The sequence below is a fragment of the Marinobacterium sp. BA1 genome, assembly GCF_041155135.1.
In the GTDB taxonomy this organism is placed as follows: domain Bacteria; phylum Pseudomonadota; class Gammaproteobacteria; order Pseudomonadales; family Balneatricaceae; genus Marinobacterium; species Marinobacterium iners.
On sequence record NZ_BAAFHC010000001.1, the window covers coordinates 2,919,244 to 2,935,522 of the forward strand.

At 53.6% G+C, this 16,279-nt stretch carries 10 protein-coding genes and 3 rRNA genes; 5 read left to right on the forward strand and 8 right to left on the reverse strand.

What is annotated here, in order from left to right; genetic code table 11:
- Window positions 1–52 precede the first annotated feature (52 nt).
- Window positions 53–1,072, reverse strand: a complete 1,020-nt coding sequence (gene dctP, locus ACAM29_RS14195; RefSeq protein WP_354409440.1) for a TRAP transporter substrate-binding protein DctP — start codon at window positions 1,070–1,072, stop codon at window positions 53–55.
- A 357-nt stretch (window positions 1,073–1,429) separates the two neighbouring features.
- Here dctP and ACAM29_RS14200 point away from each other — a divergent pair, with 357 nt between their 5' ends.
- From ACAM29_RS14200 to ACAM29_RS14210, 3 genes are read left to right on the forward strand one after another with little or no spacing between them, the layout of a single operon-like run.
- Window positions 1,430–2,752 (forward strand): DASH family cryptochrome, encoded by a 1,323-nt coding sequence (locus ACAM29_RS14200; protein WP_369624503.1) that lies wholly within the window; start codon window positions 1,430–1,432, stop codon window positions 2,750–2,752.
- Complete coding sequence (locus ACAM29_RS14205; RefSeq protein ID WP_369624504.1) at window positions 2,745–4,256, forward strand: deoxyribodipyrimidine photo-lyase/cryptochrome family protein; 1,512 nt, start codon at window positions 2,745–2,747, stop codon at window positions 4,254–4,256. The genes ACAM29_RS14200 and ACAM29_RS14205 overlap by 8 nt, the downstream gene beginning before the upstream one ends.
- On the forward strand, window positions 4,234–4,386 hold the full coding sequence (locus ACAM29_RS14210; RefSeq protein ID WP_206837978.1) for a DUF2256 domain-containing protein: 153 nt from the start codon (window positions 4,234–4,236) through the stop codon (window positions 4,384–4,386). The genes ACAM29_RS14205 and ACAM29_RS14210 overlap by 23 nt, the downstream gene beginning before the upstream one ends.
- Before the next feature lie 3 nt (window positions 4,387–4,389).
- Here the strand turns inward: ACAM29_RS14210 and ACAM29_RS14215 are convergent, their stop codons facing one another.
- Window positions 4,390–5,253, reverse strand: a complete 864-nt coding sequence (locus ACAM29_RS14215) for a YicC/YloC family endoribonuclease (RefSeq protein ID WP_369624505.1) — start codon at window positions 5,251–5,253, stop codon at window positions 4,390–4,392.
- A gap of 95 nt (window positions 5,254–5,348) precedes the next feature.
- On the opposite strand from ACAM29_RS14215, the gene rph reads away from it, so the two are divergent.
- A complete protein-coding gene (gene rph / locus ACAM29_RS14220; protein WP_354469640.1) occupies window positions 5,349–6,119 on the forward strand; it encodes a ribonuclease PH in 771 nt (256 codons plus the stop codon).
- A gap of 39 nt (window positions 6,120–6,158) precedes the next feature.
- On the opposite strand, the gene ACAM29_RS14225 is transcribed toward rph, so the two are convergent.
- Window positions 6,159–6,932, reverse strand: a complete 774-nt coding sequence (locus ACAM29_RS14225; RefSeq protein WP_091826237.1) for an exodeoxyribonuclease III — start codon at window positions 6,930–6,932, stop codon at window positions 6,159–6,161.
- A 169-nt stretch (window positions 6,933–7,101) separates the two neighbouring features.
- On the opposite strand from ACAM29_RS14225, the gene pyrE reads away from it, so the two are divergent.
- The gene (pyrE, locus tag ACAM29_RS14230) at window positions 7,102–7,749 is read left to right on the forward strand and encodes an orotate phosphoribosyltransferase (RefSeq protein WP_369624506.1); all 648 of its coding nucleotides are present in this window, start codon (window positions 7,102–7,104) and stop codon (window positions 7,747–7,749) included.
- Between the two features lie 158 nt (window positions 7,750–7,907).
- Here pyrE and rrf read toward each other — a convergent pair.
- The 5 genes from rrf to ACAM29_RS14255 form a co-directional block, all read right to left on the reverse strand.
- Window positions 7,908–8,023, reverse strand: a 5S ribosomal RNA gene (gene rrf / locus ACAM29_RS14235).
- A 166-nt stretch (window positions 8,024–8,189) separates the two neighbouring features.
- Window positions 8,190–11,076: ribosomal RNA gene (locus tag ACAM29_RS14240) — 23S ribosomal RNA — on the reverse strand.
- A 229-nt stretch (window positions 11,077–11,305) separates the two neighbouring features.
- Window positions 11,306–12,848, reverse strand: a 16S ribosomal RNA gene (locus tag ACAM29_RS14245).
- The 16S, 23S and 5S rRNA genes sit together here, the layout of an rRNA operon.
- Before the next feature lie 351 nt (window positions 12,849–13,199).
- A complete protein-coding gene (locus ACAM29_RS14250; protein WP_175527709.1) occupies window positions 13,200–13,646 on the reverse strand; it encodes a universal stress protein in 447 nt (148 codons plus the stop codon).
- Entirely contained in the window at window positions 13,646–16,243 is a 2,598-nt protein-coding gene (locus ACAM29_RS14255; protein WP_369624507.1) for a TRAP transporter permease, read from the reverse strand. The genes ACAM29_RS14250 and ACAM29_RS14255 overlap by 1 nt, the downstream gene beginning before the upstream one ends.
- Window positions 16,244–16,279 lie beyond the last annotated feature (36 nt).

Below are 16,279 nucleotides of genomic sequence, written 5' to 3' on the forward strand. Positions count from 1 at the left end.
CCACTCAGCGATCAGCCAAGGGAGAGCCAAGGCCCTCCCTTGTTCATCACGGTTATTCAGCGGTTGCCGCTTCCAGATCCTGCTTGAACTGCTCCAGCAAGGCCTTGCCGCTGTCGCCTGTCATTTCGATGTATTTGGCTTCAACCTCTTTGGCTGCGGCACGGAAAGGCGCGCGCTGCTCCTCTGTCAGGCGCACGACCTCAATCTCGGGCTTCTGCTCAAGAATTTTCTCCAGTGACCGTTCACTGAGCCCCTTCTGGTACTCCATGATATGGTCGAACGCCACGTCCATCGCTTCATGTATCAGGGCTTGATCAGCCTCTGGCAGTCCATCAAAGAAGCGCTTGTTGGCCATCACGGCAGTGGTGAAGTTGTTATGGCCTGTAAAGGTAATCACGTCACTGACTTCATACATCTTGGCTGACTCAACCCAGAACAAGGGGTTTTCCTGTCCTTGGATGATGTTGGTCTGCAATCCGCCATACACCTCACCCCAGGCCAGTGGAGTGGGCGTTGCACCGAATGCCTTGTAGGACTCCACCAACAGCGGGTTGGTCATGACACGGATTTTGACGCCGTTAAGGTCAGCTGGCTTTTCAAACGGTTCCTGAGTGGTAATGACCACTTCACCTTCGGGAAACATTTTCAGCAATTCAAGGCCATGCTGTGCATAGATTTCCTTGAAGTCTTCATTGATCGCCTTGCTGTTGCGGAAAAAACTGTCCAGTGCTTCATGAGTTTCCGGCAACAGATAGGGAATGAAGAACACTTGAGCTTCGGGAATCAGAGAGCCGGTAAAACCCGGAGACTGATCAACAAACTGCAGCAGTCCTGCCTGGGCCTGTTCCATGGTATCGGCAGACTCCCCCAACGTACCGTAGGGAAACAGCTGGATATTGTGGTCGGAGTTGGCTTCGATATGCTCCTTGAACTTGGTGGCATAGACACCCTGTACATCGGTAATGGCCTCCTCGAAAGCGTATCGCCAAGTTGCCGCCTGAGCTGTAGCGGCCGTTCCGAGTGTTGCCAGAGCCACCGTACAGGCGCCTACCAGTGTCTTGAGCTTGTGCATGATTTTGGTCTCCAATCCAGGGTTCGCAAAACGAGTGCTCGGCCAGATTATGGGTTCGAGGCACCGCCGCTCCCGTTACAGAATAGTTCCTTTTTAAATACTTAGCACATCTAAGCATCTTAACGCAAAAACAGGCCCCCTCTGTTGAGAGGCCCATACCCCCACCCAAAAAACCGCGAAAAATCGGCAAAAACTTAACTAAAAAACAACAAAAAACCTAATTGCGTTCTTTTTAAAGAAATAAAATTCCATCGAACAATGGCGTAATTTTCACAATTTTCGTTTCGTTCCTCATTGTATCGGATCTGACTTGGGTGCCATTTCGTACAGAACAAGGCTTTGGATGGAGAACATACAGTGAGCCTTACACTTTACTGGATAACCCAGGATCTGCGACTGGACGACAACCCGGCATTGCTCAAGGCCGTTGAGGACAGTACGGAGCTTGTATGTGTTTATTGTCTGGACAACCAATGGCAGCAACCTGATCGCTATCAGAGCCTGCCCATGGGCAGGCATCGCAGAGCGTTTCTCCAGCAAAGCCTGCTGCAGCTGGATCATGCATTGGCACTCAAGGGTCAGCGACTGCTGTTGTTGGAGGGTGACCCGGTTGAAAAACTGCTTTGGCTGGTGCGCGAACTGAAGCCCGAACGACTGGTGGTGAGCGAACAGGTTGGCCTGTACGAACAGCGACAGATCAACCGCGTCCGGGCCGCCCTGACCGAGATTGAGATTCTGTTAGTTTGCAGTCATACCCTGTTCAGCCCGAAGCAGCTGCCCTTTACACTGACACAGCTGCCAGACCAGTTCACACCCTTTCGCCATCAACTTGAAGCCGGACCCGATCCCACCAGCGCGGTTTCCGCCCCTGCGGCATTGCCACCCCCTCCGCATGGATTGCCCGGGGGTATGCTTCTGATGCCATCTATGGAGCTGCGGGACACTGCCTTTCGTGGCGGATGTACCGAGGCCATGGCACACCTGGAGCACTATTTCAGCCAGTCTCATGCCTCGATTTACAAACAGACCCGTAATGCGCTTCAGGGCTGGAGCAACAGCACCCGTTTCAGTCCCTGGCTAGCCAATGGCTGCCTGTCGCCACGTCGCATTCTGAGTCGACTGAAAGCCTACGAGCAGGCACAAGGCAGCAACGAGTCAACCTACTGGATCAGCTTTGAACTGCTTTGGCGCGAGTATTTCCAGTGGTATGCACTCAAGCACCGGGCGCGTCTGTTCGCACGCAGTGGCATAGCCACACGGACACCCCTGACCAGCTTTTATCCCGAACGTTTCAGGCGGTGCTGCCAGGGCACGCCCCCCTGGCCACTGGTCAATGCCTGTATGCGTGAGCTCAACGTCACCGGCTTTATCTCCAACCGTGGGCGTCAGATTGCCGCCAGTTGTCTGGTAAACGAGCTCAACATCGACTGGCGCTACGGTGCGGCCTGGTTCCAGCAGCAACTGATTGACCACGATGTGGCCAGCAACTGGGGCAACTGGCAGTATATTGCCGGTGTTGGCGCCGATCCCCGCGGCGGACGCCACTTCAACCTTGCGCGTCAGGCTGAACAGTTCGACCCCGATGGGGAGTATGTCAGCCGCTGGGCGCCGGAAACCGCCAGCAGTGCTCTCGACAGCCGCGACGCCGCCGACTGGCCTGTTTGGGTTCGTCATGACTGAGCGCAGGGCCATCAATGTAGTATGGTTCAAGCGCGATCTGCGCCTGCAGGACCACGCTCCGCTGCTCAGTGCCATTGAGGCCGGTCTGCCAACCCTGCTGCTGTTTATGGTTGAGCCGTCTCAACTGCAGAACCCTCATCTGAGCCTGCGTCACTGGCGCTTCATGCACGAATCAATCCGGGACATGAATCGACAGCTGGCAGCCGCATGCAGCAAGGCCGAAGTCACGCTGATGCATGGGGAGTGCATCGAGGTGATGGCGCGCCTGCAGCAACGGTATGCTGTCCAAAACGTGTTCAGTCACGAGGAAAGCGGGGATGCCAGTACCTTTTCTCGCGACAGAACCCTTAAGCACTGGTGCACGGAGCAGGGCATTCACTGGCGGGAGTTTCCCAGCAACGCGGTCGTGCGTGGCTGCTTCAATCGCGACAACTGGGACACACACTGGAAAGCTGTGATGCGTGCCCCCGTGTTTGATCCGACCCTGGCTCGGCTGCAGACTGTGTCTGTACCTCCCTCCTGGCACTGGCAGCCACCCGACAGCTGGTTGCTGGCTGAACCCGCTTTTCAATCCGGTGGAGAGTCCGCAGCACAGGCTTGGTTGAACGAGTTCTTCGAGTTTCGTGGCAAGGGGTATGTCGCAGCCATTTCAAGCCCTTCACTCAGCCGCACAGGGTGCTCGCGCCTTTCACCCTATCTTGCCTTCGGTAACCTGAGTCTGCGTCAGGTCTATCAGAGGCTGCTGGCACACTGGCACACGCCCGGGTGGCGTCGCAGCCTGAGTGCACTGGCTTCCCGTCTGCACTGGCATTGCCATTTCATTCAGAAATTCGAAACCGAATGCGCCATGGAGTTTCGTCCGGTCAACAAGGCCTATCTGGATTTTCCCTATCGACATGATGAGCAGGTCGAGGCTGATTTCAACGCCTGGTTCAATGGGCAGACTGGCTACCCCCTGGTTGATGCGTGCATGCGTTGTCTGCATGCAACCGGTTACATCAACTTCCGCATGCGTGCCATGCTGGTGAGCTTTCTCTGCCACCAGCTCAACATTGACTGGAAACGGGGCGTGAAGCCACTGGCCAGACTGTTTCTCGATTACGAGCCCGGCATTCATTACCCCCAGTTCCAGATGCAGGCGGGCGTTACCGGGATCAATACCATTCGCATCTATAACCCGGTTCTGCAGTCGCAAGAGCAAGACCCGAACGGCGTATTCATCCGTCAATGGGTTCCCGAACTGAATGGACTACCTGACGATCTACTGCACACTCCCTGGGAAATGACACCTATGGAGGAGCAGATGTTTCAGTTGCACATCGGTACTGATTATCCTGCCCCGCTGGTTGAACTGAAGACCACGGCTGCCGCTGCCCGTGAGCGCTTGTGGCAGTGGCGTAACCGGCCCGAAGTACAGACCGAAGCCCGCCGCCTGCTGCGTCGGCATGTTCGCAACCCCGGCAAACCGACAGGACGCAAACATGCACAAAAGGCATCTGCCTGAGAAGATCTGTCGTGGCTGCAACCGCCCGTTCAGTTGGAGACGCAAGTGGGCGCGCTGCTGGGATGAAGTGGTCTACTGCTCCGAACGCTGCAGACGCAACCGCAAACACCCTGTCGACAAAAGCAACTGAGGCTTATTCGATATTCTGGATCTGTTCTCGCATCTGCTCGATCAGAACCTTCAGCTCTACCGCACTGCGCGTAGTGGCCGCGACTATCGACTTGGAAGACAGTGTATTTGCCTCCCGATTCAGCTCCTGCATCAGGAAATCCAGCCGCCGTCCAACTGGACCTTTTTGTTTTAGCACACGGCGGACCTCCTGCACATGTGTCTGCAAGCGGTCAGTCTCTTCATCCACATCCGCCTTCTGCGCAATTAATACAATTTCTTGCTCAAGGCGCGCAGCATCCAACTCTGCACTAAGCTCCGTTAGCCGGGAACGCAAAGTGTCACGCTGTCCCTGCAGGATCTTCGGCATCAGGGTACGTACGTCCGACGTAATCTGCTCAATGGCAGTAAGCCGCTGCTGAATCAGCTCGGCCAGTTCAGTGCCTTCACGCTCACGTCCGACAACCAGATCCTTCAACGCCTGTGAAAACAAGAGCACTGCCTGGGCCCTGACCTCTGACATATCGATCGTTGATTCCTGCAGCACACCAGGCCAAGCCATTACCTCCATGGGGTTGATCGGCTGCGACTCTGGGATCAACTCGCTGACTTGGGTTAACGCTGATATGACCTCTTGAGCACGCACCTGATCAATGTGCATCGACTCAGTACTACGCTCCGGAATAAAGCGCAACGTGCACTCTACCTTGCCTCTACTCAACAGCTGACGCAGCTGTTCACGAAGTTTGCCCTCAATATCGCGCAAGGATTCCGGTAAACGGAAATGCGGCTCCAGATAGCGATGATTCACCGATCGCAGTTCCCAAATGAGGGTCCCCCAAGATTGTTGCTGCTCTTGGCGGGTAAAGGCGGTCATGCTTCGTGTCATAATCAGGCGATCTCTATTAGAATTGCTACCTGATCCATTTTAACAGTCATCGGCCAGTCCTGCGCGGGCCATGACAGCGACCAAGGGTAGGTAACATGAGTTCCAGCTTCTCCGAACAGATACAGAACCTCGGGCTGAACAAAATGCGTCCAAGCGGCCGACAAGCGGACCAGATGCGTGATATACGCATCACCCGCAATTTCACTCGCCACGCAGAAGGTTCTGTTCTGGTGGAGTTTGGTGATACCAAGGTGATCTGTACCGCTACTGTGGACCGCGGTGTTCCACGTTTCCTTCGCGGCAGTGGCTCAGGTTGGGTTACCGCCGAATATGGCATGCTACCCCGCTCAACCAACACTCGCTCCGACCGCGAAGCCGCCCGCGGCAAGCAGACAGGTCGTACCATTGAAATTCAGCGCCTGATCGGTCGTTCCCTCAGGGCAGCGCTTGATCTTAAAAAGCTAGGCGAGAACACTATCACTATAGACTGTGATGTCATTCAGGCGGATGGCGGCACGCGCACGGCTTCAATTACCGGAGCCTGCGTGGCCCTGATGGATGCCATTAACGTACTGAAGCAGGACAAAAACGGCGCCATGAAGGGTAACCCCGTCAAGCAGATGATCGCTGCCGTATCCGTGGGTATTTACAGAGGTGAAGCAGTGCTGGATCTGGACTATGCCGAAGACTCAGCAGCGGAAACGGACATGAACGTCATCATGACTGAAGCGGGCGGTTTCATTGAAGTGCAGGGAACCGCAGAGGGTGCCCCCTACTCTCAGGAGGAGCTGAACGCAATGCTGGATCTGGCTCGCAAGGGCATTTCCGAGCTGGTTGAACTGCAAAAGCAGGCACTGGCAGGCTGAACAGCAAGCCGCCGGTTTTACGGCCGGCGGCTGATGCTGTCAGATATCGATGTCGTAATCGATTGTCAGGGGCGCGTGCTCCGAGAACCGTTGGTCACGGTAAATCCGCGCATTTTTTACAACCTTGCGCAGGTTTGCCGTTGTAATCTGATAATCCAAACGCGCACCTTCGTTCAGCGACCAGGCACGGTTATAGTCGGGCCACCATGTAAACTGTCGCTCAGCTTTATTAACCTCCCTGAAAGCATCGACATAGCCCATCTCATCCAGGACCTCTTCAATCCAGGTCCGCTCTTCTGCGAGAAAGCCCGAAACTCGCTGATTAACATACCAATTGCTCAGGTCGACTGGTCTGTGGGCAATATTGAAGGTTCCAGCGAAGATAAACTCTCTGCGTTTTCGCAGCGTTTTCTTCAGGTGCCCCATGAGCAGCTCCAAATACTCCATTTTTCCTGCCTGAGCTTCTTCACTGCGCAGACCGGAAGGGATGGTCATCGAGCTGACGCTGACCTTATCAAAGTCTGCCTGAATAAAGCGACCGTTGAAATCGCACTGCTCAAAGCCAAGACCAGTCATGATCGCCTTCGGCAGATGCCGTGTATAGATGGCTACACCACTGAAGCCATCTTCGAAAGCGTCAAAAAAATACGCATGATATCCATCCGGATGGTAGCGATCACCATCAAGCTGGTACTCTTTTGCCTTGAGATTCTGCAGACACACCACATCAGCATCCTGCTGGGCCATCCAGTCAAAAAAGCCATTATCTGCTGCCTGTTCAATACCCTGAGTATTGAAGGTAATAACACGCATACTGTCTTTGCCCCGTGAGCGTATTCGAACGAATCTGGGATGGAAGGTCAAAGCGGAATTGTACCGGCTGCGCACCGGAAATTGAAATTTTTCTACAGGCCTTCTCGTGGATGGGAACAGCCCCAGCAGGTATTATTAGCGCCACACTCACCTGCATGCGGAAAAAAAGATGCTCGACTACAAACGTGATTTTATCGACTTTGCCTTGAAAAAAGAGGTTCTTCGCTTTGGCGAGTTTACCTTGAAGTCAGGTCGTAAGAGCCCCTATTTCTTCAATGCAGGCTTGTTCAATACAGGATCTGCCTTGGCTCAGCTTGGCCGCTTCTATGCTGCAGCACTGCAGAATGCCGGCATTGAATACGACGTGATGCTTGGCCCTGCCTACAAGGGTATTCCTCTGGCAGCCGCCACTTGCGTGGCCCTGGCCAATGAATATGATCTCGATATCCCTTACGTATTCAACCGCAAGGAGGCCAAGGATCATGGTGAAGGTGGTAACCTGGTAGGTGCGCCGCTTACAGGCCGTGTTTTAATCATCGACGATGTAATAACGGCTGGCACAGCCATTCGCGAGGTAATGGCAATCATTGAACAGGCCGGTGCAGCACCTGCCGCAACACTGATTGCTCTGGACCGACAGGAGCGAGGTACAGGCGATTTATCTGCCATTCAGGAAGTGGAACGTGACTATGCCATGCCGGTCATCAGTATCATCAGTCTTGATGATCTGGTGCAGTACCTGCATGAACAAGGCAACATGCAACAGGAGCTGTCGGCTATTGAAGCCTATCGTACCGAATATGGTATCAAAGACTGAGTACAACTGAGCTCTCGCAAACTCAGTGACAGGAAAGTCAGTGACAGGGCCCGCCGCAGGGAATGCGCCGGGCCCTTTCTTTTGTCTGGCGCCTGCCTGTGCTTAGCCCCAACGCAAAAACCCCGGCCTCAACGAGACCGGGGTTTCTGGTATTAAGTGCCTGGCGATGACCTACTCTCACATGGGGAAGCCCCACACTACCATCGGCGATGACGCGTTTCACTGCTGAGTTCGGTATGGGATCAGGTGGTTCCACGTCTCTATGGTCGCCAGGCGAAACTGGTACAAACCGGATCTGATTGAGCCTCGTGCCTATATGTCACGTTGCTCTGATTGTCTGTGTTGTTGCTACAAGCGTTCAATCGGTGCTCTTGCGAGCCGATAATCGTATTTTGACTGTTTCCAGTCGAACCATTCATTTCAAACGCCTTGGGCGTTATATGGTCAAGCCTCACGAGCCATTAGTACAGGTTAGCTCAACGCCTTACAACGCTTACACACCCTGCCTATCAACGTCCTGGTCTCGGACGGCTCTTCAGGGGGCTCAAGGCCCCGGTGAGATCTCATCTTGAAGGGGGCTTCCCGCTTAGATGCTTTCAGCGGTTATCCCGTCCGAACGTAGCTACCCGGCAATGCCACTGGCGTGACAACCGGAACACCAGAGGTTCGTTCACTCCGGTCCTCTCGTACTAGGAGCAACTCTTCTCAAATCTCAAACGCCCACGGCAGATAGGGACCGAACTGTCTCACGACGTTCTAAACCCAGCTCGCGTACCACTTTAAATGGCGAACAGCCATACCCTTGGGACCGGCTTCAGCCCCAGGATGTGATGAGCCGACATCGAGGTGCCAAACACCGCCGTCGATGTGAACTCTTGGGCGGTATCAGCCTGTTATCCCCGGAGTACCTTTTATCCGTTGAGCGATGGCCCTTCCATACAGAACCACCGGATCACTAGAACCTGCTTTCGCACCTGCTCGACGTGTCTGTCTCGCAGTCAAGCACCCTTCTACTCTTGCGCTCATTGGCTGATTTCCGACCAGCCTGAGGGTACCTTCGTGCTCCTCCGTTACGCTTTGGGAGGAGACCGCCCCAGTCAAACTACCCACCACACAATGTCCTCGATCCGGGTAACGGATCTGAGTTAGAACCTCAACAGTACCAGGCTGGTATTTCAAGGTTGGCTCCACCGGAACTGGCGTCCCGGTTTCAAAGCCTCCCAGCTATCCTACACAAGTAATGTCAAAGTCCACTGTGAAGCTATAGTAAAGGTTCACGGGGTCTTTCCGTCTAGCCGCGGGGACGCTGCATCTTCACAGCGAGTTCAATTTCACTGAGTCTCGGGTGGAGACAGTGTGGCCATCGTTACGCCATTCGTGCAGGTCGGAACTTACCCGACAAGGAATTTCGCTACCTTAGGACCGTTATAGTTACGGCCGCCGTTTACCGGGGCTTCGATCAAGAGCTTCGCGTGAGCTAACCCCATCAATTAACCTTCCGGCACCGGGCAGGCGTCACACCCTATACGTCCACTTTCGTGTTTGCAGAGTGCTGTGTTTTTAATAAACAGTCGCAGCCACCTGGTATCTTCGACCGACATCAGCTTAGGAAGTAAATTCCATCACCGACATCGGCGTGCCTTCTCCCGAAGTTACGGCACCATTTTGCCTAGTTCCTTCACCCGAGTTCTCTCAAGCGCCTTGGTATTCTCAACCTGACCACCTGTGTCGGTTTGGGGTACGGTCGCCTGTAACCTGAAGCTTAGAAGCTTTTCCTGGAAGCATGGCATCAACCACTTCGTCTCACATGGAGACTCGTCATCAGGTCTCAGCCTTAAGGGAGAGCGGATTTTCCTACTCTCCCAGCCTACACCCTTAAACGCGGACAACCATCGCCGCGCTGGCCTAGCCTTCTCCGTCCCTTCGTCGCAGTTACAGCCGGTACAGGAATATTAACCTGTTTCCCATCGACTACGCATTTCTGCCTCGCCTTAGGGGCCGACTCACCCTACCCTGATTAGCATTGGATAGGAAACCTTGGTCTTCCGGCGAGGGGGTTTTTCACCCCCTTTATCGTTACTTATGTCAGCATTCGCACTTCTGATACCTCCACCATGGTTTACACCTTTGGCTTCAACGGCTTACAGAACGCTCCTCTACCATGCCCTAAGGCATCCGCAGCTTCGGTGTCTGGTTTGAGCCCCGTTATATCTTCCGCGCAGGCCGACTCGACTAGTGAGCTATTACGCTTTCTTTAAAGGGTGGCTGCTTCTAAGCCAACCTCCTAGCTGTCTGAGCCTTCCCACATCGTTTCCCACTTAACCAGAACTTTGGGACCTTAGCTGGCGGTCTGGGTTGTTTCCCTTTCCACGACGGACGTTAGCACCCGCCGTGTGTCTCCCATGATTGCACTCTTGGGTATTCGGAGTTTGCATCGGGTTGGTAAGTCGGGATGACCCCCTAGCCGAAACAGTGCTCTACCCCCCAAGGTGAGACATGAGGCGCTACCTAAATAGCTTTCGAGGAGAACCAGCTATCTCCGGGCTTGATTAGCCTTTCACTCCGATCCACAGGTCATCCGCTAACTTTTCAACGGTAGTCGGTTCGGTCCTCCAGTTGATGTTACTCAACCTTCAACCTGCCCATGGATAGATCGCCCGGTTTCGGGTCTACTCCCAGCGACTGATCGCCCTATTAAGACTCGGTTTCCCTACGCCTCCCCTAAACGGTTAAGCTTGCCACTGAAAGTAAGTCGCTGACCCATTATACAAAAGGTACGCAGTCACCGTCCGAAAACGGCTCCCACTGCTTGTACGTACACGGTTTCAGGGTCTATTTCACTCCCCTCACAGGGGTTCTTTTCGCCTTTCCCTCACGGTACTGGTTCACTATCGGTCAGTCAGGAGTATTTAGCCTTGGAGGATGGTCCCCCCATATTCAGACAGGATAACACGTGTCCCGTCCTACTCGATTTCACTGCATATAGGTTTTCGCATACGGGGCTATCACCCACTATGGCCGCACTTTCCAGAGCGTTCTGCTAACCACAACACAGCTTAAGGGCTGGTCCCCGTTCGCTCGCCGCTACTAAGGGAATCTCGGTTGATTTCTTTTCCTCCGGGTACTTAGATGTTTCAGTTCCCCGGGTTCGCCTCTCAAAGCCTATGTATTCAGCTAAGAGATACCCGCAAGCGGGTGGGTTTCCCCATTCGGAAATGTTCGGATCAAAGCTTGTTTACCAGCTCCCCGAACCTTATCGCAGGTTACTACGTCCTTCATCGCCTCTGACTGCCAAGGCATCCACCGTGCACGCTTATTCACTTGACCATATAACCCGAAGGCGTCTGTTCAAATGAATGGTTCGTAACGATTATCGCCGATTGGCGCTTGTATCAAACAATACAAGACAATCTTTCAGATCCAATTTGTTAAAGAGCGTTTAAAGCCGAAGCTTTAAAGGATGTACTTCAAACAAGCACAGTCTTTAAAGCTCAATCAGCTTTAACAGTTCGATCAGGTAATATGTGTGAACGCTTGCCAGAACTTCGCAATCGTTTAAGGAGGTGATCCAGCCCCAGGTTCCCCTAGGGCTACCTTGTTACGACTTCACCCCAGTCATGAATCACACCGTGGTAACCGTCCTCCCGAAGGTTAGACTAGCTACTTCTGGTGCAACCCACTCCCATGGTGTGACGGGCGGTGTGTACAAGGCCCGGGAACGTATTCACCGTGACATTCTGATTCACGATTACTAGCGATTCCGACTTCACGCAGTCGAGTTGCAGACTGCGATCCGGACTACGACCGGTTTTGTGAGATTAGCTTGCTCTCGCGAGTTTGCAGCCCTCTGTACCGGCCATTGTAGCACGTGTGTAGCCCTACTCGTAAGGGCCATGATGACTTGACGTCATCCCCACCTTCCTCCGGTTTGTCACCGGCAGTCTCCTTAGAGTTCCCGACATTACTCGCTGGCAAATAAGGATAAGGGTTGCGCTCGTTACGGGACTTAACCCAACATTTCACAACACGAGCTGACGACAGCCATGCAGCACCTGTCTCAGAGTTCCCGAAGGCACCAATCCATCTCTGGAAAGTTCTCTGGATGTCAAGAGTAGGTAAGGTTCTTCGCGTTGCTTCGAATTAAACCACATGCTCCACCGCTTGTGCGGGCCCCCGTCAATTCATTTGAGTTTTAACCTTGCGGCCGTACTCCCCAGGCGGTCAACTTATCGCGTTAGCTTCGCCACTAAAGGATCAAGTCCCCCAACGGCTAGTTGACATCGTTTACGGCGTGGACTACCAGGGTATCTAATCCTGTTTGCTACCCACGCTTTCGCACCTCAGTGTCAGTATCGGTCCAGGTAGTCGCCTTCGCCACTGGTGTTCCTTCCGATCTCTACGCATTTCACCGCTACACCGGAAATTCCACTACCCTCTACCGTACTCTAGCTCAGCAGTATCAGGTGCAGTTCCCAGGTTGAGCCCGGGGCTTTCACATCTGACTGACTGAACCACCTACGCGCGCTTTACGCCCAGTAATTCCGATTAACGCTCGGACCCTCCGTATTACCGCGGCTGCTGGCACGGAGTTAGCCGGTCCTTCTTCTGCTGTTAACGTCACAGCAAGCGGGTATTAACCACTCGCCTTTCCTCACAGCTGAAAGTGCTTTACAACCCGAAGGCCTTCTTCACACACGCGGCATGGCTGGATCAGGGTTGCCCCCATTGTCCAATATTCCCCACTGCTGCCTCCCGTAGGAGTCTGGGCCGTGTCTCAGTCCCAGTGTGGCTGGTCATCCTCTCAGACCAGCTACGGATCATCGCCTTGGTGAGCCTTTACCTCACCAACAAGCTAATCCGACGCGGGCTCATCTGATAGCGTGAGGTCCGAAGATCCCCCACTTTCCCCCGAAGGGCGTATGCGGTATTAGCAGTCGTTTCCGACTGTTGTCCCCCACTACCAGGTAGATTCCCACGCGTTACTCACCCGTCCGCCGCTCGTCACCCAAGAAGCAAGCTTCTCTGTGCTACCGCTCGACTTGCATGTGTTAGGCCTGCCGCCAGCGTTCAATCTGAGCCATGATCAAACTCTTCAGTTTAAAATCTTGTGAATTCAAAGCTGCAAGCAGCTTTTCATTCGGCTCAAGGTATTACACAACGCTAAATGAATATTCAGTTAGGTTGCTTGCCTTGATTAAGCTTTGTGTGCTCAATCCTGACAAGCGCCCACACATATTACCTGATCAATTTGTTAAAGAGCGGGCTTGGCCAACCGCACCGTTCGGTGCAACCTGTTGTCTCAAGCGAGGCGCGTATTCTACCGCAACCCGTTTCAGTGTCAACCGTTTTTTCGGTTGTTTTCACTGCCTTGGCGGAGAAAACAACGCGCGGTCAGCGCTGATGAGGTGGCGTATTCTACAGCGATTCGGATCGCTGTCAACGCCTCGATATCACTTTTTTTGCTTTGCTAATCGCAGCACCATTACCGAGCAGTGCGCACGCTCAACCACCCGCGAGGTAACCGAGCCGATCAGTATGTTTTCCATACGCGAATAGTTGTGACTGGGCATAACGATGAGGTCGACGTCCAGCTTATTTGCCTGCTTGATTATCTGCTTGGCCGCATTGCCTTCACAGATATGTTCATAGCAATGAGCCAACTCCGGAACGGTTTCCTTGATCAATTGCGCAAGCTCACACTCAAGCTCCTTCAACGCCTTCTCAACTGTATCTTCCGGAAAGTAGGCGGCGACCATTGGCATATTGAGCCCGGGCATTACCGACATCACATGCAGCTCGGCCTCAGGCCCTGCCAAATAGCGTGCTGCCTCACGCAACGCTTCCTGCGCTGTATTTCGGTCCTGCATATCAATCGGCAGCAGTATTTTATTAAACATCATGCCTCCTGTGTCTCTGGTGCAGATGCCCGTCTCCGACGTATCTGCAACCATGCCAATGCAGCCAGCAGCAAGAGAGCTGGTAAATACATCCATTGTTTATCCGGTCGATCTGCCTCAACCTGAATGGACAGAATTTCCCAGTCAAAGTCGAAGCCTGCGTCCTGCGCTGCACTGCCAAATGCAACCAGATCAACAATCACGCTGTCATCATTTATATTGAGCACCAGGCCAGCATTCTCAAGCCGCTCGGCTCCACTACTGCCCTCTTCTAACGGCAGACGAATCAGTCGAGTAACTTCATCGCCATCTATTGTCATTCCCCTCGCTTGAATCATCAGGTGGCCATTGGCAGGAACCTGTGCTGCCAGCCATTCAATCTTCTGAGCCGGTTCGTTGATTACAGGTGGATAAACTTCATCCCACCAGAAGCCAGGACGGAACAGTGTAAATGCGATCAGTAACAGCAACAGGGTTTCATACCAACGGCTTTTCACCAGCCAGTAGCCTTGAGTCGCAGCTGCAAAAATCAGCATGGCAATCACCGCAGTCGCAATGGTGACCAGCAGATGCGGAATGCTCTCTATACCCATCAGCAACAACTCAGTGTTGAAAATAAACATAAAGGGCAAAACCGCTGTGCGGATGTCATAGGTGAAACCCTGAACACCGGTTCTGATTGGGTCCGAGCGTGCTATCGCTGCAGCAGCAAACGCAGCAAGCCCTACGGGCGGTGTGTCATCGGCCAATATTCCGAAATAGAACACAAACAGGTGTACGGCGATCAGTGGCACAATCAGCCCCTGCTGAGCCCCCAGGGTCACGATGACCGGAGCCATCAATGTGGATACGACAATATAGTTTGCTGTTGTTGGCAGCCCCATACCCAACAGCAAGCTAATGACAGCGGTGAACAGCAGCATCAGCATGATATTGCCCGCCGAAATGAACTCAACGAACTCGGTCATAACCAAACCGATTCCGGTCAACGTAACAGTTCCCACGACAATACCCGCCGCTGCAGTTGCCACGCCGATGCCTATCATGTTTCGAGAGCCTGTCACCAGCCCATCAAGCAGATCGCAGAAGCCTTCCTTTACCCCCTGTCCAAACGCACCCTGGGCCCGGAACATGGCTTTTATCGGCTTGTGTGTAAGCACAATCACTACCATGAACACAGTTGCCCAGAACGCGGACAGCCCCGGAGAAAAGCGCTCCACTGTCAGGCACCACACGAGTACAAAAACCGGCAGCAGAAAATAAAGACCCGACTTGACGGTCGGTGCTGTTTCAGGGAGTTCGACTATATCTGAGTCAGGATCATCCAGTTTCAGATCTGGGTAAGCTGCGGAGTGGCGAACCAGCCAGAGATAAGCCACAAATACGATTGCGGCCATAATCCAGTAACTGGCACTGCCTATGTAACTCTTGGTCCAACCAAAACCATAATAGAGTCCAAGTGAGACAACACATACGCCCACTACAATACCAACCCAGGTCGCCAGCCTCTGAGCAAGGGTACCACCATCATTACGCTTCGGCAGACCTTGCATGCCCGCCTTCAACGCCTCCAGGTGCACGATATAAATCAGTGCAATATAGGAGATCAACGCCGGCAGAATGGCATGCTGAATTACTTCAATATAGGAAATGCCCACATACTCAACCATAAGGAAGGCTGCTGCCCCCATGATCGGCGGCGTGAGCTGACCGTTAGTAGATGCTGCAACCTCAACAGCCCCGGCCTTGTAAGCGGGAAACCCCACGCGCTTCATCAATGGAATGGTAAAGGTACCCGTAGTTACAACATTGGCGATGGAAGAGCCGGATATAAGGCCTGATAACCCTGAAGACACCACCGCAGCCTTTGCCGGCCCTCCTCGCATGTGCCCCAACAGAGAAAACGAGACCTTGGTGAAGTAGTTGCCGGCGCCTGCCTTTTCAAGCAAAGCGCCAAACAGCACGAACAGAAACACAAAGCTGGTGGATACGCCCAATGCAACCCCGAACACCCCTTCAGTAGTCAACCACTGGTGCGACATCGCCTTGTTAAGGCTTGCACCCTTATGGGCAATCACATCCGGCATGTAAGGCCCTGCGAATGTATACGTCAAAAATACTGCCGCAACGACCATCAACGGTGGCCCCAGAGCGCGTCGAGTTGCCTCAAGCAACAGCAGCATCCCCATAACAGCTACCACCACATCCGCGGTTATCGGTGCACCCGAGCGTCCGGCCAGTTCCGCTTCAAAAATGACCAGATAGGCAGCAGAGAAAGCACCCAGGAGTCCAAATATCCAGTCCTGGATCGGGATGTGGAAACGTGGTGAACGTTTCAGCGCCGGGTAAGCGGTATAAGATAAAAATATGGCAAATGCCAGATGGATGGCACGAGCCTTGGAATCATTGATGGCCCCGAAGTCCAGCATAAAAGGAAGTGGCGAGGCATACCAAAGCTGAAACAGAGCCCAGGCCAGTGCAACCCCCCAGAGAAGGCGCCCAGGCAGGCCCTTGGGAGAGCGAGCACCGCTGTCGGACTGTGCGACCAGTGCCTGAATATCGTCATTGGAGGTTTGCTGCTTGTCTTCCTGAGTCACGATCTACACCCTTGTTTCAGACAGAAAGGAGGGGGT

Coding starts and splice junctions, on each gene's coding strand:
- dctP (WP_354409440.1), bottom strand. CDS start 1,072: ATGCACAAGCTCAAGACACTGGTAGGCGCCTGTACGGTGGCTCTGGCA.
- ACAM29_RS14205 (WP_369624504.1), top strand. CDS start 2,745: ATGACTGAGCGCAGGGCCATCAATGTAGTATGGTTCAAGCGCGATCTG.
- ACAM29_RS14210 (WP_206837978.1), top strand. CDS start 4,234: ATGCACAAAAGGCATCTGCCTGAGAAGATCTGTCGTGGCTGCAACCGC.
- ACAM29_RS14215 (WP_369624505.1), bottom strand. CDS start 5,253: ATGACACGAAGCATGACCGCCTTTACCCGCCAAGAGCAGCAACAATCT.
- rph (WP_354469640.1), top strand. CDS start 5,349: ATGAGTTCCAGCTTCTCCGAACAGATACAGAACCTCGGGCTGAACAAA.
- ACAM29_RS14225 (WP_091826237.1), bottom strand. CDS start 6,932: ATGCGTGTTATTACCTTCAATACTCAGGGTATTGAACAGGCAGCAGAT.
- pyrE (WP_369624506.1), top strand. CDS start 7,102: ATGCTCGACTACAAACGTGATTTTATCGACTTTGCCTTGAAAAAAGAG.
- ACAM29_RS14250 (WP_175527709.1), bottom strand. CDS start 13,646: ATGTTTAATAAAATACTGCTGCCGATTGATATGCAGGACCGAAATACA.